Here is a 24,741-nt window from a genome sequence, read left to right on the forward strand (position 1 = left end):
CTCCCCGGCCCGCGAAAACCATGCGGCACCCCCGCGCGCTTCCGCGCATGGAGATAATCTCGACACGGTGGCTGGCGCTCGAAAAGCGGGCAGTCATCGCTTCCTACTTTATCAGAGACTCCGAAAATTTCATAATCGGGCGAAAGGTTGCGCCCCCCGCCGTCCGCCGATATACTACGGGATGAAAGCGACGACGCGGCGCGGGGCGGCCGCTTCCCCTTCCCGGATTCTTTCCCTTATCGCCCTAGCCGTTTTCCTCAGCTGCGGCTCGGGCACGAATTCCGCGCCCCTGAAAGAGGCCGAGATGAAAGGCCGAAAACCGAACCACCTCATCCACGAGAAAAGCCCCTACCTCCTGCAGCACGCCTACAACCCCGTGGACTGGCACCCGTGGGGAGAGGAGGCCTTCGAGAAGGCACGGAAGGAGGACAAGCCCGTCTTCCTCTCCGTCGGCTACTCCGCGTGCCACTGGTGCCACGTGATGGAGCGCGAGTCGTTCGAGAACGAGGAGGTCGCGAAAATTCTGAACGAGCATTTCGTCTCGGTCAAGGTGGACCGCGAGGAGCGCCCCGACGTGGACAACCTCTACATGGCGGCCGTCCAGATGATGACGCGCTCGGGCGGATGGCCGATGACGGTCGTCATGACGCCCGACGGAAAGCCGTTCTTCGGGGGCACATATTTCCCGCCCGACGACCGCGCGGGCCGCCGGGGCTTCAAGTCCATCATGCTCGAGCTCGCCGAGGCCTGGCGGAACAACCGCGACGAGGTGGCGGCGGTCGCCGAGCGCACGGCGGCGGCGCTCAAGCAGCGGCTCACCCCCGACGAGTCGGGCGCTGATGAAGGCGGCGAGATGCGCGGCGAGGCCGTCCTGGACTCGACGCTCGTCGGGGACATCGTGGACGGCCTCGCGCGGCGGTTCGACCCCCGGAACGGCGGCTTCGGCTCCCGCCCCAAGTTCCCCCCGCACAACTTCTTCCCGGTGCTCTTTTCGGAATACCGCCGCACGCGCGAGAAGGAAACGCTCGAAATGGCCACGCTCACGCTCGACGCCATGGCCCTGGGCGGCATCCACGACCACCTGGGCGGCGGCTTCCACCGCTACTCCACCGACTCGCACTGGCTCGTTCCGCACTTCGAAAAAATGCTTTACGACAACGCGCAGCTCCTGCGCGCCTACGCCGAGGGCTGGAGCGTCACGAAGAACGGGCGCTACCGCGGCGCGGCGCGGGGCATCGTGGCGTGGCTCGACCGCGAGATGACGCACGAGGAGGGAGGCTTCTACTCGACGCTCGACGCGGACAGCGAGGGCGAGGAGGGCAAGTACTACGTCTGGGACTACGACGAAATCTTGAAAATTCTCGGCGAGGAGGAGGGGAAATTTTTTGCGAAAATCTACAACGCCGAGCCCGCGGGCAACTTCCGCGAGGAGGCCGCGGGAGAAGACACCGGCAGGAACATCCTGCACCTGACCGAGGGGCCGGACGAGGCAGCGGCCCGCCTCGGGACGGAGCCGAAAGAGCTCGAGGCGCGCCTGGCGGAGGCGAGAGAGAAACTACTTGAGCGCCGCGCGACGCGGGTGAGGCCCGCCCTGGACGACAAGGTGCTCGCCTCGTGGAACGCCCTCATGATAGGCGCGCTCGCCCACGCCGGGAAGACCTTCGACGAGCCGGGCTACGTCGAGCGCGCCGAGCGCGCCGCGCGGTTCGTCCTCAAGCGCATGCGGACGAAGGAGGGGCGCCTCCTCCACAGCTTCCGCGAGGGCGAAGGAAAAATTCCGGCCTTCCTCGAGGACTACGCCTACCTGGCGGACGCCTTCGTTACGCTGCACGAGGCCACGGGCAAGGACGCGTGGCTCGGGGAGGCCAAAGCGCTCGCCGACCAGATGGTCCAGCATTTCCTCGACGAAAAGTCGGGGGGCTTCTTCTTCACGGCTGACGACCAGGAATCTCTCCTTGTCCGCCTGAAGGACCCTTACGACAGCGCCGTGCCGAGCCCGAACGGCGTCGCGGCGCAGGCGTTCCTTAGACTCCACCGCGCCACGAACGACGCGCGCTACCTCGAGCACGGCCGAGGCACGCTGGCGGCGTTCGCCGGCACCCTCTCGCAAATGCCCCAGGCGCTCACGACGCTCGTGATGGCCTTGCCGCTTCTGCCGGAAGGGAAACTCCCCGCAAAGGCCGAGCCCGCGGAGGAAGAATCACCGGTCGAGGCGAGCGCTTCCGTCTCGCCGGGCGAGGCCCGGCCGGGGCAGAAGGTGGAACTCGTCGTCCGCCTCGACATAGCGGAGAAATGGCACGTCAACGCCCGCAAGCCGAGGGAGGAGTATCTCATCCCCACTGAGGTGCGCGTCGAGAACCTTCCGGAAGGCCTCAAAGCCGGAGAGGTAGATTATCCGAAGGAGAAGCTCGTAAAGCTCGGCTTCAGCGACGCCCCGCTCGCGGTCTACGACGGGCGGACGGAAATTTCTGTTCCGCTCACGGTCGCAAAGGACGCCCAACCCGGCCCGCGCACGCTCACCGCGAAGGTGCGCTTCCAGGCCTGCGACGACAGCCGCTGCCTCCCGCCGGAGGAGCGGACGGTGAGCGCGACGCTTGAGATAGCGGATGGCAGATAAAAGATGACCGAATGACCAGATGACCGGATGACCTGATGGTGATTGAGCCTGTCTGCGGAGCGCGGTGGAAGAGGCGAATTCTCGTCCTGGGAATTTTGCTTGCATTAGCGGTCCCCTTCTTCCTATCCCAGGAAACAACCCCAAAAATTTCTGAATCCCCCGAAAAAATCTTTGCCGAAAATGCGGAGGCGTATTTCCTCGAATTCAAGAAGCACCTTCTCTTCGGCGAGGACAACAAGGCCACCCTGAGCTACCCTCCGGGCGCCGGGCGGAAACATTGGTACGACGTTGGCTTCTACGGGGAGCCGACGACTTTCCGCCACGAGGTGAAGCCGTCCGAGATCCCCGGCGTCGGGTACGAGGCGACCCTCATCGTGCCCGTAAGCGCCCGCTGGCGGGAGCTCCGGGTGAAAGGACCGTGCAAGGGCCTCGATTTCCAGGAGTGCATCCAGAAAGGCGGAAAGGTTATAGAAACTCAAATAGATGAACCGATAACGATAGAGCCCGGGCTCGAGGCCGTCTACCACTACCGCGACGGAGGCTGGCAACTCGTTCGCGTGCATAAGGACATGCTCAAGCTCTACCGGGGGCCGCTTCCCTCGTACGAGAGAAGAGTGCCGTCCAGCGACTGCGAGGAAGGGAAAGAACTTTACGCGGGTTCCAAAGACGAGGGACTCCGCGCCAGGGTGGAGGACGACATACGCGAGGCGGTATTCGGCTACCAGTTCGAGCACAACGCGTCCGGCATCCAGCAAACAGCCGACGTCTACTGCCTGAGCATAGACGGCAAGGACCCCGCGGACGCTTTCATGAAAAGGTTCGAGGACAATTGGCCGCCCGTGAAGAAAGCATCCCGGTGCATGGAGGACGCCGTCGCGGGAGCCGGGGACAAAAAGGCCGGCGAGAGGGGGCTCCTCTTCGGCGTGGGCGAGCTCCGGTGGATCACCGACACGGAGGTCGAGGTCGAAGGCGGCTACTACGAGGGGGACCTGAGCTCCTCGGGGAACACCTACCACGTCGTGAAAGAGGACTGCCACTGGGTCGTAACGAAGGACGTGATGCGCTGGATATCGTGAGGGCAGGGGCTTGTCCCGATTCTAGTCGGGATTGTCCGGCCTAGGCGGGCTTGTCCTGACGAAGTCAGGATTGGTTTTTTGGGAGGGGGGGGACGCGCGGTCCGGGGCGGCGAAGTGTGAACCGCGCCTACCGTAGGCGTCGCCGGGGTTAAATAAGGAAGCCTTGCTCCAAGAGCAAGGCTTCCCTTCGTTTTTCCGATGTTCCGATTCAGAGCGTCGTCTTACGGCTTCCCGATGCTTGACTGCCCGGCACAGGAATCGATTAAGCCCTTCTCCCGGCCCGTAAGCAGCCCTTCCTGCATGAGCTCCGCCGTTGCCCGTGCGACACAGGACACGTAATCGCCGTGATTCTTAGCGCCTGCGGCGCAATAGTCCACCACGTGCTGGAGACACGTCCCGTCCGCGAGCAGGGCAAAGACGCCCGTATCACACCCGTCAATGACCACCGTATCCGGACACGGACCTGGCTGCGGTGGGACAGGAGGACAGCTCACCACCTCATCGGGTCCGAACACCAACGCATTGGGTCTATATCCATCCGTGGGTGCGATCGGGGTACCGGCACCCGTATCCGGGTCTATCTCCCAGAGCCACGGATGTCCCGGCCCTATACCGAAGATTGAGTACAACGTTCCGTCTGGAGCCGACGCCAAATTGCTTATTCCGACCACCCTGCCTGCGATAAACCCTATCTCCGTAACCGTAGCTTTCCGATTAGCCTCGATTCGAGTCAGGTATTGCCCACGCTGCCCAGGCTTTATGCTACGCGAATAGAAGGACTCGCAGTCAGTCGATAGCGCCAGATTGAAGGCTCCATCCGGCAATGAGGCGAACCTCTTGAGCCGGCCCTTTTTGACATCCAAGGTATACAGCATGTCTCCCTCGCGCAAGAAGAGGGTTTCCCCGTCGGGACCGAATGAGAGGCCGACTCCAACCACCCTTCTGAAGGATTGAATCCACCTCGGTTTTGCCGTGTCCAGATCCACGGTATACAGGTAGCTCGTGTCCGGCAGACTTTCGTGCACGGAAAACACATAGAGCGTTCCGTCACCGGAAAAAGCCGCACCCGATTCGCCGACGTTAAACCCCAGATAGCCGACCTCCACGACGTTCCCGGTAACGGGATCGATCTTGAGGAGTTGATCCCCACCGCGGTCGATGCCGTAGAGATCCTGGGCGGCTACGGTCGGACTGATTAGGGCCAGGCACAGGCACAGCGTGCTTGCCAACCCTATGGCTTTGTTAGTCTTCATTGTCTTCGTTCTCCTTTCTCTTTATTGTTGTTCCCACGTCACTCGGGCAACCCGTCACCACTCTGATCACCCGAGCTTCCCTCGGAAGGCACCGGGGCACGGGCCCCGACTCCTAAAGAGAAGGTCTCAGTTTGGCAAGTGCGCGCGCGAGAGTCAATATTTTTCTGACCCTTTACGCTAACTTTTCTACCACTTTACAGCATTTTCTGCCCCTTTACCTCGATAGCGGCGTCATTTTTTCGGCGAATTTATGCCGGCGATTTTTTCCTCAGGCGATACGCCCGCATGTACTCGTTCCAGCCGACCCTCTTCCTGTATCTCCTGTTCTCCCGCCTCTTGGCGCGCCTGCCTTTTTCCGTTTTGAGGTAGCGGGCCCTCGCGCTCTTGTCCTGGAACCTTTTTGCGGCCCTCCTGCAGGCTTCCGAGCAGTACTTCCTTCGACCGACGAGCCAAGAAGCGGGAAGAAATCCGCCCTTGCAACCCGGCCTTCGGCAGGCGCATTGCTCGCGCATCACTCCCTCTTGGATCCATCGGGCGGCATCTGTGCTGTATTCCCTGGGGTGGATATACCTAAGATACAAATAATATCACGCTAAAACGCACAAGTCAAGTTAATTTCCCAGCATTTTCGCTGTATTTTTAGGGGCGCTGCCTCCCGCCTGAGGACTTGCTCCGCCGTAGCTGCTAGCGAAGGCGAGAGCGGACGGTTGGCGCGGAGATGGAGAGCTCCGCGCAGTAGCCAGTTGGCAGAGATTAGGGGCCAAGGGTTTAGGGATTAGAAAGAATTCCCTTCGCTAACCCCTAACGGCTAATCTGCCACCCCCCCTTCCCGTGCTATAATCCAGAAAAACCGATGCCAATCTGCAGATATTGCAAGGAAGAATACAAAAGTTTCAGTCTGCACCAGTGCAAAGGGGTTCTGGTCGAGGCCGGGCTGTTCGACTTTATTGAGCTGTTCCAGCGCCGCGGGCGGTCGAACGCTCAATGGGCTTCCGACTGGGCCAGGGCCCTTCTATGGGTGCTGCTTATCGCCATACCCATGGCGTTAGGCCTGGCGTCCGGCGCGGCGGCCGCGGCTCTGCGTTCGGTGCTCGCCGTGTTCTCCGGTTGAGGTATCCAGGCTTCCTCGAAAGATGCCAATCTGTAAGAATTGCAAGGAAGAATACAAAAGATTCCGATTGCACGAATGCAAAAGGGGTGTGGTTGAGGCTGATTTCGGGCTGTTCGACCTGACCGAGCTGGCCCGGCGTCGCGGGCGGTCGAACCTTCAATGGGCTTCCGCCTGGGCCAGGGCTCTCTTTAGGTGGTTGCTTTATGTTGTAGCCATAGGGCTGCTTCTACTGGTATATATTTTATTTTCGTAATCGCCGATTGAGTTTTCCAGGCTTCCTCGAAGAAGCTGCCAGCCAGGAACCAACCCCCCCCTTTTCCCGTGCTATAATCTCCCTTACGGCGCGGACTCGTCACGGCGTAGACTTTACCGTAGCCGGAAGCGCCTTCATCTCAAACCACTACACGTCTTGCGGTTGCTTCGGCGGTCGCGGGGCTGGTTCGTCTTTTACGTAGTGGTTTGAGGCGGCCAGCCCTTCTTTATGGGATGGGAAAGGAAAAAACATGTCAAACCACTACACACAAAACCACTACGTTTCAAACCACTACGCAGCAAGCCACTACACACCAAACCACTACGCGATAGGGCCGTTCCTCGCCCTTCTGCTCGCCCTCTCCCCTCTCGCGGACGAAGCACGGAATTTTTCGGGCAAGGTCGTGTCCGTAACGGACGGCGACACCCTCACGGTGCTCAGAGAAGACGGGAAAAAAGAAAAAATTCGCCTCGCCGGGATCGACTGCCCGGAGCTTGCTCGTGCAGGCGAGAAGGCGCAAGCCTTCGGGGAGCGGGCGAAGGAATTCACGGAAGAATTTTCCCTTGGGAAGAAGGTGACGGTCGCCGTGAAAGGGACGGATCGCTACGGGAGAGTCCTCGGCGAGGTAACCGTGCCCGGCGGAAAGATTCTCAACGAGGAGCTCCTCAAGACGGGGCTCGCGTGGTGGTACAGAAAGTGCGCGCCGGACAACTCCTCCTACGAGAGGCTGGAAAGGGAGGCGCGGGAGGCGGGGCGGGGGCTGTGGCCCACGCCGCCGTGGGAGTTCAGGAAGCGGCGGCCGGGGGCCAGAACCTCACCCCCCAGCCCCCTCTCCCTTGAGGGAGAGGGGGAGGGGCCGGGGGTTGGGAGTGAGGTCGGCAAATCCGGCAAAAGCGGCAAAATGCTTGACAAATCGCGGAAACGGCATAGTGTTCAGAAGATGAGACCGGAAACAAGTAGCCAGTAGCCAGGGGCCAGATTCTTCGCGGGGAGCCCGTTATGGGGAGTCATCAGAATGACACGGGGAGAGCAAGCGTTTCCGGAAAAAGGGCGATTCTACGAAACGAAGCCTATAGGTGGTGTAAATAAAGGGTTTTTAAATTGGCTCTAGAAACAAAGCCACTAAGTCGCGTAAACAAAGGATTTTTTTAAAGCTCGAAAAAGCCGCTAAGTGGTATGAATAAAGGGTTTTTTGAGGTGCTAGGAACGAAGCCACTAAGTCGCGTGGATAAAGGAATTATTGAGTATGGAGTATCGAGTATAGAGTATGTAGTATGTCATATAAGGACGTAGGACGATAGAACATATGTGGTCATTCGGTCATTCGGTCATATGGTCATTTTTCATCCGCCGCGCGGCCCTGGCGGCCGCTTCCCTCGGCCTCATGATGGCCGCGGGCGCGTGTGTTGAGGAAAAAATTCCCCCTGACCGCCTCGTGGTCCTCGTCGAGTCCTACCCCGCAAACCTCGACCCCCGCATAGGAACCGACCAGGCGTCGGCGCGGTTCTTCCACCTCGCCTTCGAGGGGCTCACCCGCGTGGGCCCCAAGGGAGAAATTTTGCCCCTCCTCGCCGAGCGCTGGGAGGTGGACGAGTCGGGCACGACGTACACGTTCCACCTGCGGCGTGACGCCGCGTTCCACCACGGCAAGACTTTCAGCTCGGAGGACATCGCGTTCACGTACGAGCAATTTCTGAAGGAGGATTTTATCTCCGCCAAGAAGGAGCCTTACGAGGCGATCGAGGCGGTGGAAGCGCTCGACGCGCACACCGTGCGCTTCCGGTTGAGGAAACCCTTCGCGTCTTTTCTGAACGCGGCGGCGCTCGGCGTCGTGCCCTCGGACGGGGCGCACACGGCGGAGCGCCCGGTAGGAACAGGGCCGTTCGCCCTGGCCGAGGCGGTCAGGGACTCCCACCTTCTGCTCCGCGCCCACGCGGCGCACCCCGCGCCCCCCTCGGTGCGGGAAATCGAGCTCCGGGTCGTCCCCGACGCCACGGCGCGGGAGATGGCGCTCCAGAAGGGCTCGGCGCACCTCGCGGTGAACAACATACTGCCCACGGCGCTTGAGCGCCTCGAGAGCGACCCGTCGCTCCGCGTCGTCAGGGCCCCGGGCGGAAACTTTACCTACCTCGGCTTCAACCTCGAGGACCCGCAACTCTCGCGGCCCGAGGTGCGGCGGGCCATAGCGCACGCCGTCGACCGCGAGCGGATGATTGAGGGGCTTCTCGAGGGCCTGGGCCGCGAGGCCGACAGCGTCCTCCCGCCCCACCTCTGGGCACACGCCGACGACGTGCCCCGCCACCCCTACGACCCGGAGCGTGCAAAGGCCCTCCTCGACGAGGCGGGCTTTCGGCCCGGCGCGGACGGGGTGCGCTTCCGGCTCCTCTACAAGACCTCGACGGAAAGCCTCGCCCGGAGGAAGGCGGTCCTTCTCCAGGAGTTCCTGCGCGCCGTCGGGATCGCCCTCGACATCCGGAGCTATGAGTTCGCGACGTTCTACGAGGACATCCGGCGGGGCAACTTCCAGCTCTATTCCCTCACCTGGGTCGGGATGAACGACCCCGACCTCCTGCACTACATCTTCCACGGCTCCAGCGTGCCCCCCCGCGGCGCGAACCGCGGCCGCTACCGGAACGCCCGCGTGGACGAGCTTCTCGACGCGGCGCGCTCGGCACTTGACAATAGAATACGAAAAACTTATTATGAGGAGGTGCAGAAAATCGTCGCCGCCGAACTGCCCTACGTCCCGCTCTGGTACTCCACGAACGTCGCGGTGGCGTCGCACCGGGTCGAGGGCCTGGAGCTATGGCCGGCGGGCGAGTTCACGCCGCTCGCCGGGGTAAGGCTCCGGCCGTGAGCGCCGCCGCAAGGAGGGCGCGGAAAAAGGCCCCGGCCGCGAGAGCTTCCGCAAGGAGGGCGCGGAAAAAGGCCCCGGCCGCGAGAGCCTCCGCAAGAAGGGCGCGGAAAAAGGCCCCGGCCGTGAGAGCTTCCGCAAGGAGGGCGCGGAAAAAGGCCCCGGCCGCGAGAGCTTCCGCAAGGAGGGCGCGGAAAAAGGCTTCGGCCGTGAGAGCTTCCACAAGTAGGGTGCGTAAGGTCGTGGTGCCCGTGGCGGGCGTGGGCACGCGGATGCTCCCCGCCTCGAAAGGCGTGCCGAAGGAGCTCCTTCCCATCGTCGACCGCCCCCTCATCCACTACGTCGCCGACGAGTGCGTCCAGTCGGGCCTCCGCGAGATGATACTCGTCTGCGCGCCCAGGAAGACGGCGCTCGCGGATTATTTCCGGCGCGACCGCTCCCTTGACGCCTTCCTGCGCCGGGCCAAGCGGAGCTACCTCCTCGACGCCACCTACCGCCTCGCGGGAAAGATGCAGGTCCGCACCACCGTCCAGAAGGAGGCGCTGGGCCTGGGCCACGCCGTGGCCTGCGCCCGGCGCCAGGTGGGACGCGACCCGTTCTTCGCCGTGGTCCTTCCCGATGATTTAATAGACTCGCCCACGCCGTGCCTCAAGCAGATGCTCGCGCTCCACCGCAGCCTCCGCGCCTCCCTGGTCGCGCTCATCGAGGTGCCCGAGTCGGAGGTCTCCCGCTACGGCATCGTCTCGGGGCGGCGCGTGGGGGACAGAGTGCTCCAGCTGGACGACCTGGTCGAAAAGCCCGACGAGGACGCGGCGCCCTCCCGCTACGCCATCGTCGGACGCTACATCCTCTCGCGAAGGATTTTCCAGAAGCTCAGCAGCTCGAAGCGCGGCGCCTTGGGCGAGATCCAGCTCACCGACGCCCTCCGCGAGCTTCTCAAGGAGGAGAAGGTTTTCGGCTACCTCTTCCAGGGCAGGCGCTACGACACGGGCAACCCCGTGGGCTACCTGCGGGCCAACCTCGCCTACGCCCTGAAGCGCCCCGAGTTCGCCTCCCTCTTCAGGGCCCCCCTGTGACGCGGCGCCTTCCGCACTTGCCGCACCTTCTCAACCATGGCCCGCGCTCCGGCATACCCCTTCACACGACCACTCCCTTCTCCTCGGCGAGCTTTCGTTTAATCTTCCTGTGAAGCGCCTGCGAGTCCATGCCGTCCTGCCACACTCCCGCGGAATGCTGCCTCATGAGGTCGCGCGCCTCCTGGTCGAGGGCGTCGTCGAGGGCCTTCTCGCTCTCAAGCACCCTGCGCACGAGCGTATACGCCTCCTCGGCATGCGCCTTCGAGAGACACCCGGCCGCGAGCAGGCGCTCGACGACCTCGGATGCCACAAGTTCCATCTGCTCGACCGTGGCGCGCATGGGGTTATGCCTGCGAAAGCAGGTCCTCCACCTGGGCCTCCAGAATCTCCTCGATGCGGGGGTGAAAGCCCTCGTTGCGGTAGCGGATGACGCCCTCCCCGTCAAGGACCAGCGTCGTGGGAAAGCCGTGAATCCCGTAGGCCTCGACGACCTCGCCCTCGACGTCAAAGAACGTCGGCACGGAAATGCCCTTTTCGTCGAAGAACCGGCGCACGATCTCGCGGGATTCCCCGAGCGTCTTTCCCTGCTCCCAATTAACGCTCAACACGGCCGCGTTCATGCCGTCCTCCATGAATTTCTCGTACACGCGCTGAATGTGAGGAAACTCCTCACGGCATGCCACGCACCAGTAGCCCCAGATTTTGAGCACCACGGCCTTGCCGGCGAACGCGGCCAAGGCGCCTTCGCCCTCGAAGCCCGGAAGCGTCCAGTCGGGCGCCTGCGGCGCGCCATCAACGCGGGGGGTTTCAAAAATGGCGCGACGGCGCGCCGCCTCACGGGCGGACTCCAACCGCGCCGCCAAGCCCCTCTCGCTCCCATAAAGAGAAACGTAGAGAGGCCGCAAATGCTCTTCGTAGAGCGAGTCGTCCTCGTTTCCAAAAACGGCGAGCGAGCGGATGTAGTACTCGACGGCGTCCTCGCCTCGCTCAAGGCTCTCGGCGCAGAGACCGGCGCGCCGGAGCACATCCGAGTCATCGGGCATAGCCTCGACGGCTTCCTCGAAAAGCGGCATCGCATCCTCGGGCCGCCCCGCCAGGTAGAGCACCCAGCCGAGCGTGTCTTTGGTGTCTGCGATTTCCGCCTCGTTCTCCTCTTCCCCGCGGGCCAGCTCGAGGGCTTCGCGGGCCCACGCCTCGGCGCGGTCAAGGTGCACGCCGGCGTCGGCCAGATCGAACGCGACCATGTTAAGAAAGTGTGCCCGCCACTCGTGTTCCGCCGAGGCGCGGTCGAGTGCCTCGGCGTAGCGCAGAAGACGCGCCTCATCGGGCGAGTCCATCTCCGCGTACGTAGAAAAACGATAGTAGTGCGCGCCCGCGGCAACCGACTCATCAAGGTCCCCGTATTCTTCCACGAACGCGTCAAGGCGTCGAAGAAGTTCGGGATCATTCCCCTCGATGCTCAAAATCACCTCCAGCGCGGCCAGGGCCTGCCCCTCGCGGTTTCGAGCGGGGAAATCCTTCTGAAGATAGAACAGCGCGGCGAACGACACCACCAGGACAACCAGAGCTGCGATGAAAAGTGCGCGTTTCATTAAAAGACAGAACCCTTTTGTGGTAAAAGTTGCGCTTCCATAATGACATAACGTGATTCTCGACGCAACTATTCCTCCAATACGGCCGGCCTTCCTGAAACCCGGGTGCTTTGCACGCAAGAAATCGCCGTTGTGCCACGGGCGACTCCATGACATGCTCAAGGGGTTCTCTGGAAGGACGCCAACTCGCGCGCTTTCGCAGGACGGGATTTCATGCTACACTCTTCCAAAGAAAGGAGCCACACCACTATGGCCGAGCCACAGAAGAAACCGCAGCAGATTCAGGTGCAGATTGACGACAAGATTGCAGACGGCGAATACGCCAACTGGGCAAACATCGTCTTCAGCCCGGCGGAATTCGTCATCGATTTCGGCCGCCTTATGCCCGGAAAGGCGGCCGCGCGCGTCGCCTCGCGCATCATCACATCGCCCGCACACACGAAACGCCTCCTGGAGGTTCTTAAAAATGTCGTTGCCCAGTACGAAAAGCAGCACGGCGAAATCAAGGCGGGCGAGGAGCTGCAGAAGAAGGTAGGATTCTAAGGGCGAAACGGCGTCCATAGGAATCGCTCGCAATGAAAAAAATCCTTGGCCTTGTCCTGGTGCTACTCCTGGCGGCGCTTCTCGGCGGCCTCGTGGGCGAGATTCTTTCTCTTTTCCTGCCTGACGGAACGCTCAAGGATCTGCTCACGCGCGGCTTTTCCATCGGCACCTCCCCGGCGACGCTCGATCTGAGAGTCTTCTCTCTGACGGTCGGAGTGACGTTTCGACTGACGATTTTCTCCATGCTCGGCCTCGTGGCCGCCGCGGTGCTGCACTGGAAATACAGATAGAAGAGTCAACAGCCGACGGTCAATGATCAACGATCAATGGTCACAATAGACTATCCCGCCCATTGGCAGGATTATCGACCGTCGACTATCGACCCTTGACGACCCTATGGGAGTCTTGATTCTGGCGGCGGCCTATCTTTTGGGAGCCATCCCCTTCGGCTACCTCTTCGTGCGCCTTAGTAAAGGCGGCGATGTCCGAATGGAGGGAAGCGGCAACATCGGCGCAACGAACGTCCTCCGCACCCAAGGCAAGGCGCTGGGCATCCTGACCTTCGTCGTCGACGGAGGCAAGGGTGCAGCGGCCGTCTACCTGGCGCAGCGCCTCATGGGGGATTCTCCCTGGCCCGCGCTTGCTGCAGCGGCGGCCATGCTGGGGCACGCCTACCCCGTGTTCCTGGGTTTCCGGGGTGGAAAAAGCGTCGCCACGGGTGCCGGGGCGTTTGCGCTGCTTCATCCCGCCGCCCTTGCCGTGGCCCTAGCCGTGTTCGCACTGGCCGTAGCGCTCACGCGCTACGTCTCCGTAGGTTCTCTGAGCGCTGCCTGCGCGCTTGTGGCGGCCACGTATATCTGGAGGCCGGCCTCCTCTCCCTCGGTGCTCCACGTCGCCCTTTTCGCCTGCGTCTTGATCTTTATGCGCCACCACGAGAACATTCGCCGCCTCTTCCAGGGCGGCGAAACGAAAATCACGGTGGGACGCGCGCCGTGAATCGAATGGACGTCCAGAGGAGAAAGCTCGGCATTATCGGAGCCGGAGGCTGGGGCACGGCCCTTGCACTCCACACGGCGCGCCTCGGGTTCGACGTACAGGTCTGGATGTGGGAGGCGGATCTGTGCGAGGCGCTAAAGCGGACGCGCGAAAACCAAAATTATCTGCCCGGCTTTACCCTGCCCGAAGATGTGCGGTTTACCTCCGTTCTGGCGGATGCGGTTTCCGGGCCCAAGATACTCATTCTCGCCGCCCCTTCGCACGTCATGCGCGGGATTCTCCGCGACGTGAAACCTCACCTGGACGACGCCTGCACACTTTTGAACGCCGCGAAGGGCATCGAGTCGGACACCCTCCTGCGCATGAGCGAGGTGGCGTACGAGGTGCTGGGCGAGGAGATTCGCAGCCGCTTCGCAACACTTTCGGGGCCGAGCTTTGCGGCCGAAGTGGCAAGCAACGAGCCCACGGTGGTCGCCGTGGCCTCGGAGAACGAAGCGCTCGCCTCCGGGCTTCGAACGGCTCTGTCCTCGCGCACCTTTCGCATCTACTCAACGACGGACATAGTCGGTGTGGAGCTGGGAGGCGCGCTCAAAAACGTCATCGCACTCGCTACGGGCATTGTCCAAGGTCTGGGGCTGGGCTATAATACACAGGCGGCGCTTGTCACGCGGGGCCTCGTGGAAATCACGCGGCTGGCCGTGGCGCGGGGCGCGCGCATGGAAACCCTGATGGGAGCAGCGGGTATGGGAGATCTTTTTCTGACGTGCACCGGCCCCTTGAGCCGCAACCGCCAAGTGGGCGAGCGCCTGGGACGTGGCGAATCCCTCAAGGAAATCCTCGCCTCCATGCGCATGGTGGCCGAGGGCGTCCAAACGGCAAAAGCCGCCCACCAATTGGCCGAGCAGCACGGAATCGAAATGCCCATTACGAAGGAAGTCTTTCGGGTTCTCTACGAAGGGGTGACCGCGCAGGATGCGCTCGAGACGTTGCTTGCGCGCGAGCCGAAGGAAGAAGGCTTGCGGATTCCGTAACGTGCTTTCAAGAAACGTGTTCTCATGATCGACCTCCACAACCACTTGCTGCCCGGGGTGGACGACGGCGCCCGCACATGGGATGAGACCCTTGCCATGTGCCGCATAGCCCACGAGGACGGCATCCGCACCATCGTGGCCACGCCCCACTTCCAGGAAAGCAACCCCGCTATGCGGGCGTCCCGCGACGAGGTCATCCGGCTCGTCGAAGAACTTCGGGTGCGCCTAGTGAAGGAAAATCTGTCGTTAGAAATTTTTCCCGGAAACGAAATTCAAGCGCACCCGCGCATGGACACGTTTGTCGAATCGGGGGAGGCGGCGACGTACGGTGACGCGGGTAGCTACCTTCTGCTTGAGCTTCCAAACCAGGAAATTTCGCTCAACGCTCTCAAGGAGATGATTTTTCGCGTGACGCTCAAAGGCATTACTCCCATTGTGGCCCATCCCGAGCGAAACTTCATGCTTCGCAAAGCGCCCGACATGTTGCCCCTTCTGGTTCAGCACGGTGCGCTCGCGCAGGTCACGGCCATGGGGCTCGTGGACCGCAAGGACCGGGAAACGCGCGAGCTCTCGCTTCGGTGGATTCGCCGACACGCCGTGCACTTCCTGGCCTCCGACGCGCACAACGCCGAGCAGCGCAAGCCGCTCCTTCGCGAGGCGTTCGAGGTGCTGCGCGACGAAGTCGAAGAGAAACTCTTCGAAGACCTTTACCGGCGAAATCCCGCCGCCGTCCTCTCTGGCGAGGCCATCGAGGTGCCCCCTCTCGACGTGGACGAGGCCTCTCCGGAAGAGTCGCGGCCCCGCTCCTCCTTGTTCCAGCTCTTTCGACGCGACGCATGAGCACAACCGTTTTACGTCTCCGTTACCATACCGCCGGAGGGCCGGTCTCGGTGGACGTTTCCCAGGATATCTTCGTTATGGGGCGCGACCCCTCGTGCGACCTGGTCATCGCCGATACAACGGTATCGCGCCGACACGCACAGATTTTGCGCGAGCGCAATCTCTTTGCCGTCCAGGATCTCGACAGCAAGAACGGCATCCGCCTGAACGGGACGCCCGTCGAGCACGCCGCCTTACGCCACGGCGACGAACTGGCCGTCGGGCAGGTTCCCCTCGGCGTCGAGATTGTCGACTTGCAACCCGAGCCTACCGACGAAGCCGAGGAGAAGAGCGCTACGCAGAGCCGCGTCATCCTTGACAACAGCAAGTGGGAGGGTGAGGGCACTATCGTGCGCTCGGTCGAGGAGATGGAAAAATTCCTTGCGGGCGAGAAAGCACCGGCTTCAGAAGCGGCGCTTTTGGAATCCGAGAACCGCATCCTCATGGTGCTCACGCAGGTCGCGCGAGCCCTTATCGCCGTCGAACCCCTCAAGGACACCCTGAACAAGGTCATGGACCTGGTGCTCAAGCACATCAAAGCCTCGCGCGCCTTCCTGATGCTCCGGGAGGGCGACGAGGACGAGCTCGTTCCCACCGTGGTCCGCGTCGACAGCGGAAACGGCGGGGAAGAAACAGGCGCGGACGAGCCGAGCGAGATTCGCATGAGTCGCACCATCGCGCAGCGGGTGCTCGAAGAGAAAGTCGCCATCCTCTCGAGCGACGTGCAGGCCGACCCGCGCTTCCGAGACGGCGACTCGATTCGCATCATGGGAATCCAGTCGGCCATGTGCGTGCCGCTTTGGAACAAGGAGAACGTCATCGGCCTCATTCAGGTCGACTCGCCGCTCAAGGAGACCGTCTACGTCGAGCGAGACCTGGATTTGCTCACGGCGCTCGGAAACTACGCGGCCGTGGCCATCGAGCGGGCACGCCTCAACGAGCACCTCGAACACGAGCGGGAGCTGAAAAGCCGCCTCCAGCGCTACCATTCGCCGCAGGTCGCGGAGCGCATCATGGCGGCGCGCGACGACACGAGCGGCTTCACGATGCAAGCCGCGGAGAAAAACGTCACCGTGCTCTTCGCCGACCTGGTAGGCTTCACGCCGCTCAGCGCGAAGCTCTCGCCCACGGAAATCGCCCTGATGCTCAACGAAGTTTTCGCCCGCTTCACGGACGCCATCTTTCGCCACCAGGGCACGCTGGACAAGTACCTCGGTGACGCCGTCATGGCCGTCTTCGGTGCGCCGATGGATCAGGAAGACCACGCCCTGCAGGCAGCCAAAGCCGCCTTCGACATGCTCACTGCCATCCGGGAGCTCAACAAGAAGCGGCCCAAGGACGCGCAGCTTGCGTTCCACATCGGCCTCAACTCGGGCCCCGTGGTGGCGGGTGACATCGGCTCCCCGAAGCGCATGGAATACACGGTTCTTGGAAATACCGTGAACCTTGCCGCCCGCATCCAGGCGAAGTCTCCCCCCAACGTCATCTGGGCAGGCCCGGCCACCTACGAGGCCGTTCGCGGTCGCGTGGAAGCCAAGGAAGAAGGCAAAAAAACGTTCGCCGGCGTCGAAAAACCTATCCCGATTTACCGACTCAAGCGTTTAATTCTGAACGAGGACGAAACCCATGCCACAGAACCATGAACCATCCGCCGCGGTCGAGCCAGGCGTTCCCCGCTCAAGAAGACGTCTCTGGAAATTCGTCATCGCCTTCGGCGCCATAGCGCTCTCGCTCGGCTACCTGATTACCGTAGGTCTCGGCAAAAGCGTGGTCCCCTACATGACGGTGCCGGAATTCACCGAAGCCGGAAAGCCCACACACCGCATCCGTCTTACGGGCTACGTCACCGCCGGCAGCATTGAGCGCTCGGCGGACGGCCTTTCGGTGCGCTTCGCCATCGGTCCATCCGAAGAGTTTCCCGCGGGCATCCCGGTGTCCTACCGCGGCGCCATCCCCGACACGTTCAAGGAAGGAAGCGAGGTCGCGGTCGAAGGCACCCAGCACGGCGACGCCTTTCAAGGCGATGTCCTTCTTGCCAAGTGCCCGTCACGCTACGAGGCGGAGCTCGGAGAAGAGGCGGAGCATCCGGAAGAAATTCCAAAAAAATGACATCTGTCATCCGGCATTAAACATGCCCCCGCCTGAAGTCACCGTATACACCACACCGTCTTGCCCGCATTGTCTGCGGGCGAAGCGGCTGCTTGAGTCGAAGGACGCCGCGTTCCGTGAGGTGGACCTGAGCGAGGACGCCGAGCTACGCCAAGAGATGGTCGAGAAGACAGGCTGTCTCACGGCTCCCTTGGTTTTCATCGGCGACACCTTCGTCGGCGGAAGCGACGAGCTACATGCGCTCGATCGCGAGGGGAAGCTCGACGCGATGCTCCAGGGCGAGGCCTAGCCGGAACGCATTTAGAAGATTGCCGCTATGGTGAAACGGTTGCGCAGGTGGACGATCCGGCGAGTGCTCAACTTCGCCGTGCGAGGCCTTTCGGGGATTCCTGACGTTGGGCTTCTGCTTCTTTTTCGGCGCCTCAAGCGGCTGATGTATCGAAGCGGGCGATAGGCTCTCTCAATTCCCCTCGGCCTCCACCTGGCATGGCACACAATGGGTGGCCCAGGGAATGGCCAGGAGGCGCGCAGGGTCGATGCGTTTTCTACAGATTTCACACACGCCGTACTTGTGCTTGTCCATGCGCTGAATAGCCGCTTCAATCTGAAGCAGCAGCGCGCGCTCCGAGCCGCTGAGCGTTAGAAAAAATTCGCGCGCATAGGAGCTTGCGGCCATGTCGCCGATGTCATGAGTGCCGTAGATTTCGTCCTCCTCAAATGACGACTGCTTGGCGTGCTGGTAGGCTTCCACAATCTCCCGGCGCTTCGCCTCAAGAACGTTCCGCAGGTCCTTGCGCATCTTTCGATCTAGCTTCTCGGGCACCTGTCCGGCTGCGGCATGCTCTCGCCTTTTCGGAGCGCGTCGGCGGGGCGAGGTCGCCGCAACGAGCGGTTTTTTCCTCCCCGCCGCCGAGGTCCTCCTGCTCGAGCTGCGGAGAGGTTTCGGCTTCGACAAGCGCTTGGGGCGAGACTTCGCGGCCTTGGCCGGGGTTTTCTTCTTGTTCTTGGTTTTCGTCCTTGCCTGGGTCTTCTTCCCGGCACCCGCCTTGGGCGCCGTTTTCTTCTTCTTGGCTTTTACCTTCTTCTTCATAACGATTCCGCCTTACCGCGAATAGGGATGCCCTGCGAGGAGCGTGAAGGCACGGTACACCTGCTCAACCAAGACCACGCGCGCGAGCTCGTGCGGGAGCGTCATCGGGCCAAGCGACAGCCGCAGGGAAGCGCGCCCCAGAACCTCGTCCGCAAGGCCCTCTTCTCCGCCCACGAGGAAGCACACCGCATCCACGCCGCCGTCGCGGCGTTTGCGAAACCACCGTGTCAAATCTTGGGTTGTCATCGCACGTCCTTTCGAATCGAGCACAACACCATACTCTTTTTGCCCGAGCGTTGCAAGCAATTCCTTGCCCTCCTTGCGCCGCGTCTCGGCGGCGCTCCGGCGGCCCGACGCGGAACGTACCTCATTCACCTCGACGCGCACGAAGCGACGCAGGCGGCGCAGGTATTCCTCCTGCAAAGCGCGCAGATGCTTGTTGCGCGTATGCCCGACCCAGGCAAAGCGAATCCGCATGGGGATTTAGTATACTCCCAACGAGTTCCTGTAAAATTTTCCCCGATACGCCGGGGCTTACCTGTTATATTAAAGGAGATTCTGCAAAGCGGAAGCTAAGTAGTGCAAAGAAGGGGTTTTTAAGCTTTCCGGAAAGCGTTGCTTCCTGGCCAGCAAGCTCTCTGCAGCCGATTCCACACACCGCCTCAGTCAAGGCTGGCCACGGGCAACGCGGCTTCCAAGGCACGCCCTATTTTACGAACGTTTTGACTTTGCCGTCCTGCTTGGCCTTGACGCGCTTTGCGTCGAGCAGCCGGCGGTGCTCTTCGAGCGTCGCCTCGATGGCCGCGAGGGCCCGCTGGCGCGCCATCTGTAGCTCCTGGATGTCTTTCTGCACTTCTAGGGCGCGCGCATGCGCGGCCTCCACAATCTGCTCGGCGCGAAGCTCCGCCTCCTTGCGTATGAGCTCGGCCTCCTTGCGGGCGTTCTCCTTCTGGTCGTCCGAGGCCTTCTGGGCCGTGTAGAGCGTGCGCTTGAGAATTTTCTCGCGCTCGTCGAAGCCGCTCAATTGCGACTCGAGGTGCGTGCATTTTTCTCTCAGGTTCTCGCGCTCGTTCACGAGCCGCTCGAATTCCTCGGCCACGAGGAAAAGAAAAGACTCGACGGCCTTCGGGTCGCAACCGCGCAGACGCTTTTTGAAAGAATGCTTACGGATGTCAATGGGCGTGATTTTCATTGCATCGCTCCTTTCAAGGATTTTCTACAGCGTAACACAAGTGGGGGGAAAAGCGCAAACGGCACATTGCCGCCGGATGCGGAAATTCTTTGCGAAAGTGAATGCCGGGTGGTATCATAAGAAGCGTATTCTTGAATCCCACGGGGAACACGATGTCAACAACGCATGCCGTGACGAAGCGCCGCGCAGCGAGGCCACTGCTTCGGCTGCTCCGGGCCCTCGGGCGGGGCGCCGTATGGTGCGCGATCGCGGCACTGCTCGGCCTCATCTTGCCGGGCCGAATTTTTCCACAGGAGAGCCAGCCCGTGTCCCTTTACGCCCTGGCGAGCAGTGACATCACAGACATCGAGGAAAAACTCTCCTGGCAAGATGCCAAAAACGGCTGGAGCGTGGCGCCCGCTCCCGCGGGACTCGTCCCGAGCGGAGGCGAGGAAGAAACGCCGTCCGGGAACCGGCGCCTCATTCCAATCGAGCCGGCCCAAGCGGACGAGCCGGCGCAGGTGGTCGTCGAGCGCCGGGTGCGCGGCCGCAACTGGTATCACGCCTACGCGCTCGAGCACGCCTACATCCAACCCACGGCCGTGTTCGCGCAATTGGCGACCTCGTTCGAGGTGAGCATCACAGCGGGCGCGGAAGGGCCGCGCGTGCGCCTCGTGCCGCGCCTGCACTACGGCACGGGAACGTACGACGGCGACGTTCAGGGGAAAGAAGCCGCCCTCGAGGTGCGCGTTCCCCGCGGGCAGTGTCTCCTGGCCAAGCCGAGCGAAGCCCTGGCAAAACGCCTGCTCGATCTGCTCGTGGGGGAGGATGGAATCTTCCTTCTATGCGGCGTCAGCGGTGAGAGCGCCTCCGCGGAGGAGCCGTCGACGGGTAAACGCTGACGGAGCCCGCGAGAAATTCCTGGGACAGTCCGTTCCGGGTAACGGCTTCGAGCGTGTACACGTACGTCCCCCATTTACGGGGCAGGCGGCTCACGTAGCGGTAATGCATCCCCTCCTCCGTGGTGCCGGGACTCGGTATGATGAAGGAAGTGACGCGCCTGCGCTCCCCCGAAGGGGTCCTCAGCCACAGGTGCCAGCCGAACATGTTCTCCTCGCTTGCCGTGCTCCAGGCCACCTCCACGCCGGACCGGTTTTGGTGAACGACCGTAGCCTCCTCCATCTCCACGGGGTAATGAGGGCGGCGCTCGATGGAAAGGCTGTAGGCCGGGAAAACCCCTCCCTCCGGCGCATCGAGAAGCACCACGGCGAACAGGACCTCCTGCCCTCCGCGCATGGGAACGAGCAGGCGCCCCTCTCCCTCCGCGACGCCGAGCGAGAGCCATTCGTCGGGACGACCGCCGCCATTAACAAGAGCCTGCACCGCCCACCGGCCGGTCCGGCTCGCCTCGAACGCGGCCTCGATTCCCCCGCGGGTCAGGGCGCCCGCGTCGAGGCGCAGGAAATGCATGCCCAGCGGCGCGAGGTCGCGCCCGCCTTCCGTCATCAGGACGGGAAGAGGAGTTTTTTCCTCCTCCGCGAAGGCGACGTCCGGCCAGCGAAACCCTTCCGGAAAGGTTTCCTCCGTGCTGCGCCCCCCCCGGTGAAGCGTCCAGAGGCTGAAGCGCGGAAGCACTTCATCGAGAGTGAGGCCGGCGTGCTCCGCGAGAGCATACTCGACGACCTCAAGAACCGCCTCGCCTTCGGCAACGAGCCACAATACCGCCTCGACAAGGTCGGGGCGCCTCATGCCTTCGTCGAGGTAGAACAAAAACGAGGCGTCCGAAGGGTGGAAGAGCGAATAGGAAGCCAGGCCCCGGGAAAACGTCTCCACCGTCGGCGGCACCAGGCGCTCCACGTAATCCTCGTGGCCCGCCTTATGGAGAAGCCAAAGCGCCGCGGCCTCGTAGAACCAGGGGCCGGCTTCCGGCGCCCGGGCCTCGAAGCGCGCGTAGAGCGTCTGGTACAAAAGCTCGCTCACCAGGAGCCAGCGGGGAAGCTCGGTGTCCACCACGACCACGGCGGGCCCGCCCGCCGCGGGAATGGTGTAGCCCGTGAGGACACGGGCGGCATCAGGCGGGAAGGACGTAAAAATAATGCGAACCTTGGCCGACGCCAGGCGAGCCCCCGGCGCGTCCTCCGGGGGAAGCCATGCCTCGACCGCCTCGAGCCCCCGGTCGAGGGCGAGTGAAAATTCCGCAACGTCGGCGCCCATCCCCTGCGGAAAGAACATTTCGTAATGCTCCGCCGCGTAGTGCGCGTCGGGAAGCGGCGGATGGAAAAGCGGGTGGAGAAGCGCCTTCTCCTCCGTGGAAAGAAGCGGCCAGTGCGCCTGCGCGGCATAAAGCAGGGCATTCAGCGTTTCTCCCGGAAGCTCCCCCGCAAAACGGCTCAAGGCGAGCTCGAAGAAGCCGCTCTGGCCGCTCCACCCGGGAGAAGGAAGCCCTCCCTGCTGCGCCGCGGCGACATAGGGGGCCAGAAAGGCCCGCACCTCGCCGACCGAAATAGGGCAATTCTCCTCCGCCGGAAGGGGCTGAAAAATGCCCTCCGTCCCGGGTGTCTCCGCACTCAGGTACCATCCCCAGCATCCTCCCGCTACGAGCAGAATGCCGACGCCGAGCTTCCTCAGGCGTGCCATAAGTTTATAGCATATACGGAAATTTTCCATTTGTCAAATTACGGACCAGCCTTCGGCGGCGCAAGGGAAGCTGTGAAAATCTAGCCGGACTCTTTGCTTCCACTCCCCTGCCCTCGCCCCCGGCGCACGTCGATCCGGCAGGGCGAAACTTTTCCGTCCCGACGATGTCGGGGCTTGCCCCGATTCTTAGGTTCGTTCCTAGGCTCAAATTAAAAAATCCTTTGTTTTCGCGCACTTCGTAGGTTCGTTTTGTAAATTGAGGGGGGTGGGGGGTGTCCCTTTCCTGGTGTTTCTCTCCACGGTTTCGGCGCTTGTAGGGCGCGGTCTGCCTCGCTCCGCCGAAGCGTCCACCCTCCGTAGAACTTCGGAGGACGGGCTTCGCAAAGGCGAGCGTCCTACGTCCTTCCAAATAAACCATGGCTCCGGCGCATTCTGCATTTGTCATTAGACATTAGACATTGGGCATTATTCATACTTCTCCATGTATGCCGCTTTCGCGATTTGTCAAGCATTTTGCCGCTTTTGCCGCTTTTGCCGGAGCTTGCCCAGACTCTTAGTCTGGGTTGCCGGCCCCGACGCTCCGCCATCGGGGTAAAACTTGTCCCGACTTTAGTCGGGATTTGCCGCTTTTTATCCCGACTACCGTCGGGATTGCCCGATCCCGCCTCTCTCGTGTCATTCCGAGCCCTGTCGAGGAATCGTCTTCTCACGCTGCAAAAAAACGATCCCTAGCGGAGTTTATCCTGAGCTTGCCGAAGGAGTCGGGATGACGCGCGGTGGTGCGTATGCGTGCGTCGGGCTTGCCCGCCTACAAACCACTACGTGAAAGATTGACTGGTCCCTGATTCCTGGCCCCTTCTTAGGGGCACGTCACGGAAGGCGGCCAGCCGGGTTGGGCGTTGCGCTCCGCTCCGGCGCTGTCCATGCCGCAGCTCGACTCTCCCGCCGCATTCGCCGCCGAAACCACCACCCACCGGTCGCCCGCACCGAGGAGATAGTTAAGCTGCACCGTCGCGCCCAAGTCCACGACGTCCGCTCCCCACAAGCACCCCTGCGAAGGCGTCCCGTACCACGTGCCGATGGCGTTCTCGTAGACGACGTAGCCCGTCTCGTTTTCCACGTCCTCGACGATGATTTGGTCGGCGGCGGTGGTCGGGATGATTAAAGGATCGAGCGCGCTTGGGGAGGAAGGTTCAGAGGGTGCGCCGATGCACACCGCCGGGTTGCACACGAGCGAGATCGCCTCCACCACCACGTTGTCCACGCCCCAGTACCAGTCGTAAAAGCCCTCGTAACGCCATTTAAACTGGCAGTCCGCAGCTCCCGCGCACTTTGCCGTCGCGTCAAGCACAATCATTCCCGCGTTCGACTGCGTTTCATTCCATTGAATCAAGGAGGTCCATGCGCCGCTCGTCTTGACGCTTTTCGCCCAGACGGTGGCAAAATCGTCGTTTGCGCCATCAAAATCATAGCCTAGGAAATCGTGTTCAAAGGTGAGGGTAACGGTGGCCTCTGCCGAGGCGTCAATGAGCGGTGTGATGAGCTCCTCGTCCATGGCAACCGAGCCCGCGCAGTCGCTGTCCACGATCATGTACGTGTCCGGGAAAAGCCCTCGTGCGCACGGATCCGCATCGTTCCAGGTATTTCCGTCGGGGGGTACAGGGCCGTCCACCACCGTCCACGTTCCCGGGAGTCCCAAGTTGAAGTTCTCTGAAAGCAGTGTAGAGGGTGTTCCCATACCGCTCACCAGCACCTGAAATGACGACGTGGAACCAAAGAAACAACCCCCGAAACTGTCTTCGTACGAGAGATCGAGCGTGAAATCAATAAGCGTTCCACACGGCACGCCGGCGCCGACGACGAATTGGAGCGGCGTGAGCGACACTCCGGTCAGCCCTGTGGGAATGTCGGGGAAGGAAGCGCTATTTATAGGTATCGTGATACCCGGCGTCGTGGTGGAAAGCACTCCGCTTACGTTAAAAGCGTCCGCGCCGCCGGTATTTTGCACCGTGACGTTGAGGTCGATCGTCTCACCTGGGTCCACAGCGCCGTCGGCGTTTCCGCAGTCGGTAAACGTACTGCTGTCGTAAGCCACGCTAATTTCGTCATAGAACATGCGTGCCATAACGCGCTGGGATTGAAAGTTCGGGTCGTCGTGGAAACGTTCGTAGGCCACGAGATATTTTCCGCAGGACGAATAGGCGACGGCGGGATAATCATTGTTATAAGGACTTTGTTGGATGAGGATGCCCGCTGCATCGAGCACCGTACCATCCGAGGCCACGCGCGCCCCGTAGATGTCCGAGAATCCTGTGCCGCTTCGGTGGTCCTCCCACGCGACGAAATAATCCGTCCCGTTCGAAGCCACCGAAGGGTTGTACTGCTCGCTGGCCGCCGTGGAGACGGCAATGCCCGTGGGGTCGAGCACCGTCCCATCCGAAGCCACGCGCGCC

At 62.1% G+C, this 24,741-nt stretch carries 26 protein-coding genes; 16 read left to right on the forward strand and 10 right to left on the reverse strand.

Annotated elements, in window-relative coordinates:
• The first annotated feature begins 181 nt into the window (after nucleotides 1–181).
• Entirely contained in the window at nucleotides 182–2,617 is a 2,436-nt protein-coding gene (locus JSV08_04470) for a DUF255 domain-containing protein (GenBank protein UCF81673.1), read from the forward strand.
• A 35-nt stretch (nucleotides 2,618–2,652) separates the two neighbouring features.
• Nucleotides 2,653–3,693 (forward strand): hypothetical protein, encoded by a 1,041-nt coding sequence (locus tag JSV08_04475; protein ID UCF81674.1) that lies wholly within the window; start codon nucleotides 2,653–2,655, stop codon nucleotides 3,691–3,693.
• Nucleotides 3,694–3,914: 221 nt separating this feature from the next.
• Here JSV08_04475 and JSV08_04480 read toward each other — a convergent pair whose 3' ends face one another.
• Together JSV08_04480 and JSV08_04485 are read right to left on the reverse strand one after the other, a co-directional pair.
• Nucleotides 3,915–4,946 carry a PQQ-like beta-propeller repeat protein gene (locus JSV08_04480; GenBank protein UCF81675.1) on the reverse strand — a complete coding sequence of 344 codons (1,032 nt, stop codon included), beginning with the start codon at nucleotides 4,944–4,946 and terminating at the stop codon, nucleotides 3,915–3,917.
• A 231-nt stretch (nucleotides 4,947–5,177) separates the two neighbouring features.
• Nucleotides 5,178–5,447: a hypothetical protein gene (locus tag JSV08_04485; GenBank protein ID UCF81676.1), complete on the reverse strand. Its 270-nt coding sequence runs from the start codon at nucleotides 5,445–5,447 to the stop codon at nucleotides 5,178–5,180.
• Nucleotides 5,448–5,799: 352 nt separating this feature from the next.
• Between JSV08_04485 and JSV08_04490 the strand changes: the two genes are divergently transcribed.
• The 3 genes from JSV08_04490 (at nucleotide 5,800) to JSV08_04500 (ending at nucleotide 9,167) form a co-directional block, all read left to right on the forward strand.
• Nucleotides 5,800–6,057: a hypothetical protein gene (locus JSV08_04490; GenBank protein ID UCF81677.1), complete on the forward strand. Its 258-nt coding sequence runs from the start codon at nucleotides 5,800–5,802 to the stop codon at nucleotides 6,055–6,057.
• Nucleotides 6,058–6,560: 503 nt separating this feature from the next.
• A complete protein-coding gene (locus tag JSV08_04495) occupies nucleotides 6,561–7,277 on the forward strand; it encodes a thermonuclease family protein (protein UCF81678.1) in 717 nt (238 codons plus the stop codon).
• 339 nt (nucleotides 7,278–7,616) lie between these two features.
• Nucleotides 7,617–9,167, forward strand: a complete 1,551-nt coding sequence (locus JSV08_04500) for an ABC transporter substrate-binding protein (protein UCF81679.1) — start codon at nucleotides 7,617–7,619, stop codon at nucleotides 9,165–9,167.
• Here the strand turns inward: JSV08_04500 and JSV08_04505 are convergent.
• Nucleotides 9,133–9,387 (reverse strand): hypothetical protein, encoded by a 255-nt coding sequence (locus JSV08_04505; protein UCF81680.1) that lies wholly within the window; start codon nucleotides 9,385–9,387, stop codon nucleotides 9,133–9,135. The genes JSV08_04500 and JSV08_04505 overlap by 35 nt on opposite strands.
• Here JSV08_04505 and JSV08_04510 point away from each other — a divergent pair.
• Nucleotides 9,374–10,240, forward strand: coding sequence for a UTP--glucose-1-phosphate uridylyltransferase (locus tag JSV08_04510; GenBank protein UCF81681.1), 867 nt, complete (start codon nucleotides 9,374–9,376; stop codon nucleotides 10,238–10,240). The two genes, JSV08_04505 and JSV08_04510, sit on opposite strands and share 14 nt — an antisense overlap.
• A 61-nt stretch (nucleotides 10,241–10,301) precedes the next feature.
• On the opposite strand, the gene JSV08_04515 is transcribed toward JSV08_04510, so the two are convergent.
• On the reverse strand, nucleotides 10,302–10,580 hold the full coding sequence (locus JSV08_04515; GenBank protein UCF81682.1) for a DUF507 family protein: 279 nt from the start codon (nucleotides 10,578–10,580) through the stop codon (nucleotides 10,302–10,304).
• A gap of 4 nt (nucleotides 10,581–10,584) precedes the next feature.
• Nucleotides 10,585–11,832 (reverse strand): redoxin domain-containing protein, encoded by a 1,248-nt coding sequence (locus tag JSV08_04520; GenBank protein UCF81683.1) that lies wholly within the window; start codon nucleotides 11,830–11,832, stop codon nucleotides 10,585–10,587.
• A gap of 249 nt (nucleotides 11,833–12,081) precedes the next feature.
• Here JSV08_04520 and JSV08_04525 point away from each other — a divergent pair, with 249 nt between their 5' ends.
• From JSV08_04525 to JSV08_04565, 9 genes are all read left to right on the forward strand, one after another.
• Complete coding sequence (locus JSV08_04525; GenBank protein ID UCF81684.1) at nucleotides 12,082–12,375, forward strand: DUF3467 domain-containing protein; 294 nt, start codon at nucleotides 12,082–12,084, stop codon at nucleotides 12,373–12,375.
• A gap of 32 nt (nucleotides 12,376–12,407) precedes the next feature.
• The gene (locus JSV08_04530) at nucleotides 12,408–12,665 is read left to right on the forward strand and encodes a DUF4321 domain-containing protein (GenBank protein ID UCF81685.1); all 258 of its coding nucleotides are present in this window, start codon (nucleotides 12,408–12,410) and stop codon (nucleotides 12,663–12,665) included.
• A 106-nt stretch (nucleotides 12,666–12,771) separates the two neighbouring features.
• Nucleotides 12,772–13,371, forward strand: a complete 600-nt coding sequence (gene plsY, locus JSV08_04535; protein UCF81686.1) for a glycerol-3-phosphate 1-O-acyltransferase PlsY — start codon at nucleotides 12,772–12,774, stop codon at nucleotides 13,369–13,371.
• Nucleotides 13,372–13,376: 5 nt separating this feature from the next.
• A complete protein-coding gene (locus JSV08_04540; protein UCF81833.1) occupies nucleotides 13,377–14,402 on the forward strand; it encodes an NAD(P)-dependent glycerol-3-phosphate dehydrogenase in 1,026 nt (341 codons plus the stop codon).
• 24 nt (nucleotides 14,403–14,426) lie between these two features.
• Nucleotides 14,427–15,242, forward strand: coding sequence for a hypothetical protein (locus tag JSV08_04545; protein ID UCF81687.1), 816 nt, complete (start codon nucleotides 14,427–14,429; stop codon nucleotides 15,240–15,242).
• Nucleotides 15,239–16,924 (forward strand): FHA domain-containing protein, encoded by a 1,686-nt coding sequence (locus JSV08_04550; protein ID UCF81688.1) that lies wholly within the window; start codon nucleotides 15,239–15,241, stop codon nucleotides 16,922–16,924. The genes JSV08_04545 and JSV08_04550 overlap by 4 nt, the downstream gene beginning before the upstream one ends.
• On the forward strand, nucleotides 16,908–17,390 hold the full coding sequence (locus tag JSV08_04555) for a cytochrome c maturation protein CcmE (GenBank protein ID UCF81689.1): 483 nt from the start codon (nucleotides 16,908–16,910) through the stop codon (nucleotides 17,388–17,390). Before JSV08_04550 ends, JSV08_04555 begins: the two co-directional genes overlap by 17 nt.
• 22 nt (nucleotides 17,391–17,412) lie before the next feature.
• Nucleotides 17,413–17,679 (forward strand): glutaredoxin 3, encoded by a 267-nt coding sequence (grxC, locus tag JSV08_04560; protein UCF81690.1) that lies wholly within the window; start codon nucleotides 17,413–17,415, stop codon nucleotides 17,677–17,679.
• A 27-nt stretch (nucleotides 17,680–17,706) separates the two neighbouring features.
• On the forward strand, nucleotides 17,707–17,844 hold the full coding sequence (locus JSV08_04565) for a hypothetical protein (protein ID UCF81691.1): 138 nt from the start codon (nucleotides 17,707–17,709) through the stop codon (nucleotides 17,842–17,844).
• Nucleotides 17,845–17,850: 6 nt separating this feature from the next.
• Here the strand turns inward: JSV08_04565 and JSV08_04570 are convergent, their stop codons facing one another.
• The 3 genes from JSV08_04570 to JSV08_04580 all read right to left on the reverse strand — a co-directional run bounded on the left by JSV08_04570 (nucleotide 17,851) and on the right by JSV08_04580 (nucleotide 19,672).
• Nucleotides 17,851–18,480, reverse strand: a complete 630-nt coding sequence (locus JSV08_04570; protein ID UCF81692.1) for a TraR/DksA family transcriptional regulator — start codon at nucleotides 18,478–18,480, stop codon at nucleotides 17,851–17,853.
• Between the two features lie 12 nt (nucleotides 18,481–18,492).
• Nucleotides 18,493–18,957: a 23S rRNA (pseudouridine(1915)-N(3))-methyltransferase RlmH gene (locus JSV08_04575; protein UCF81693.1), complete on the reverse strand. Its 465-nt coding sequence runs from the start codon at nucleotides 18,955–18,957 to the stop codon at nucleotides 18,493–18,495.
• 229 nt (nucleotides 18,958–19,186) lie between these two features.
• Entirely contained in the window at nucleotides 19,187–19,672 is a 486-nt protein-coding gene (locus tag JSV08_04580) for a DivIVA domain-containing protein (GenBank protein ID UCF81694.1), read from the reverse strand.
• 152 nt (nucleotides 19,673–19,824) lie between these two features.
• Here JSV08_04580 and JSV08_04585 point away from each other — a divergent pair, with 152 nt between their 5' ends.
• The gene (locus JSV08_04585) at nucleotides 19,825–20,553 is read left to right on the forward strand and encodes a hypothetical protein (protein ID UCF81695.1); all 729 of its coding nucleotides are present in this window, start codon (nucleotides 19,825–19,827) and stop codon (nucleotides 20,551–20,553) included.
• Here JSV08_04585 and JSV08_04590 read toward each other — a convergent pair.
• Both JSV08_04590 and JSV08_04595 read right to left on the reverse strand, forming a co-directional pair.
• Nucleotides 20,504–22,288, reverse strand: coding sequence for a hypothetical protein (locus JSV08_04590; GenBank protein UCF81696.1), 1,785 nt, complete (start codon nucleotides 22,286–22,288; stop codon nucleotides 20,504–20,506). The genes JSV08_04585 and JSV08_04590 overlap by 50 nt on opposite strands.
• Nucleotides 22,289–23,147: 859 nt before the next feature.
• The coding region (locus tag JSV08_04595) for a hypothetical protein (GenBank protein ID UCF81697.1) at nucleotides 23,148–24,741 on the reverse strand (1,594 nt) is incomplete at its 5' end.

It is taken from the genome of Acidobacteriota bacterium, from assembly GCA_020349885.1.
Lineage (GTDB): Bacteria > Acidobacteriota.

What these genes read in the sequence shown, in the direction of transcription:
- JSV08_04470 (UCF81673.1), top strand. Translation starts at nt 182, where the DNA reads ATGAAAGCGACGACGCGGCGCGGGGCGGCCGCTTCCCCTTCCCGGATT.
- JSV08_04475 (UCF81674.1), top strand. Translation starts at nt 2,653, where the DNA reads ATGGTGATTGAGCCTGTCTGCGGAGCGCGGTGGAAGAGGCGAATTCTC.
- JSV08_04480 (UCF81675.1), bottom strand. Translation starts at nt 4,946, where the DNA reads ATGAAGACTAACAAAGCCATAGGGTTGGCAAGCACGCTGTGCCTGTGC.
- JSV08_04485 (UCF81676.1), bottom strand. Translation starts at nt 5,447, where the DNA reads ATGCGCCTGCCGAAGGCCGGGTTGCAAGGGCGGATTTCTTCCCGCTTC.
- JSV08_04490 (UCF81677.1), top strand. Translation starts at nt 5,800, where the DNA reads ATGCCAATCTGCAGATATTGCAAGGAAGAATACAAAAGTTTCAGTCTG.
- JSV08_04495 (UCF81678.1), top strand. Translation starts at nt 6,561, where the DNA reads ATGTCAAACCACTACACACAAAACCACTACGTTTCAAACCACTACGCA.
- JSV08_04500 (UCF81679.1), top strand. Translation starts at nt 7,617, where the DNA reads ATGTGGTCATTCGGTCATTCGGTCATATGGTCATTTTTCATCCGCCGC.
- JSV08_04515 (UCF81682.1), bottom strand. Translation starts at nt 10,580, where the DNA reads ATGCGCGCCACGGTCGAGCAGATGGAACTTGTGGCATCCGAGGTCGTC.
- JSV08_04520 (UCF81683.1), bottom strand. Translation starts at nt 11,832, where the DNA reads ATGAAACGCGCACTTTTCATCGCAGCTCTGGTTGTCCTGGTGGTGTCG.
- JSV08_04525 (UCF81684.1), top strand. Translation starts at nt 12,082, where the DNA reads ATGGCCGAGCCACAGAAGAAACCGCAGCAGATTCAGGTGCAGATTGAC.
- JSV08_04530 (UCF81685.1), top strand. Translation starts at nt 12,408, where the DNA reads ATGAAAAAAATCCTTGGCCTTGTCCTGGTGCTACTCCTGGCGGCGCTT.
- plsY (UCF81686.1), top strand. Translation starts at nt 12,772, where the DNA reads ATGGGAGTCTTGATTCTGGCGGCGGCCTATCTTTTGGGAGCCATCCCC.
- JSV08_04540 (UCF81833.1), top strand. Translation starts at nt 13,377, where the DNA reads ATGGACGTCCAGAGGAGAAAGCTCGGCATTATCGGAGCCGGAGGCTGG.
- JSV08_04545 (UCF81687.1), top strand. Translation starts at nt 14,427, where the DNA reads ATGATCGACCTCCACAACCACTTGCTGCCCGGGGTGGACGACGGCGCC.
- JSV08_04550 (UCF81688.1), top strand. Translation starts at nt 15,239, where the DNA reads ATGAGCACAACCGTTTTACGTCTCCGTTACCATACCGCCGGAGGGCCG.
- JSV08_04555 (UCF81689.1), top strand. Translation starts at nt 16,908, where the DNA reads ATGCCACAGAACCATGAACCATCCGCCGCGGTCGAGCCAGGCGTTCCC.
- grxC (UCF81690.1), top strand. Translation starts at nt 17,413, where the DNA reads ATGCCCCCGCCTGAAGTCACCGTATACACCACACCGTCTTGCCCGCAT.
- JSV08_04565 (UCF81691.1), top strand. Translation starts at nt 17,707, where the DNA reads ATGGTGAAACGGTTGCGCAGGTGGACGATCCGGCGAGTGCTCAACTTC.
- JSV08_04570 (UCF81692.1), bottom strand. Translation starts at nt 18,480, where the DNA reads ATGAAGAAGAAGGTAAAAGCCAAGAAGAAGAAAACGGCGCCCAAGGCG.
- JSV08_04575 (UCF81693.1), bottom strand. Translation starts at nt 18,957, where the DNA reads ATGCGGATTCGCTTTGCCTGGGTCGGGCATACGCGCAACAAGCATCTG.
- JSV08_04580 (UCF81694.1), bottom strand. Translation starts at nt 19,672, where the DNA reads ATGAAAATCACGCCCATTGACATCCGTAAGCATTCTTTCAAAAAGCGT.
- JSV08_04585 (UCF81695.1), top strand. Translation starts at nt 19,825, where the DNA reads ATGTCAACAACGCATGCCGTGACGAAGCGCCGCGCAGCGAGGCCACTG.
- JSV08_04590 (UCF81696.1), bottom strand. Translation starts at nt 22,288, where the DNA reads ATGGCACGCCTGAGGAAGCTCGGCGTCGGCATTCTGCTCGTAGCGGGA.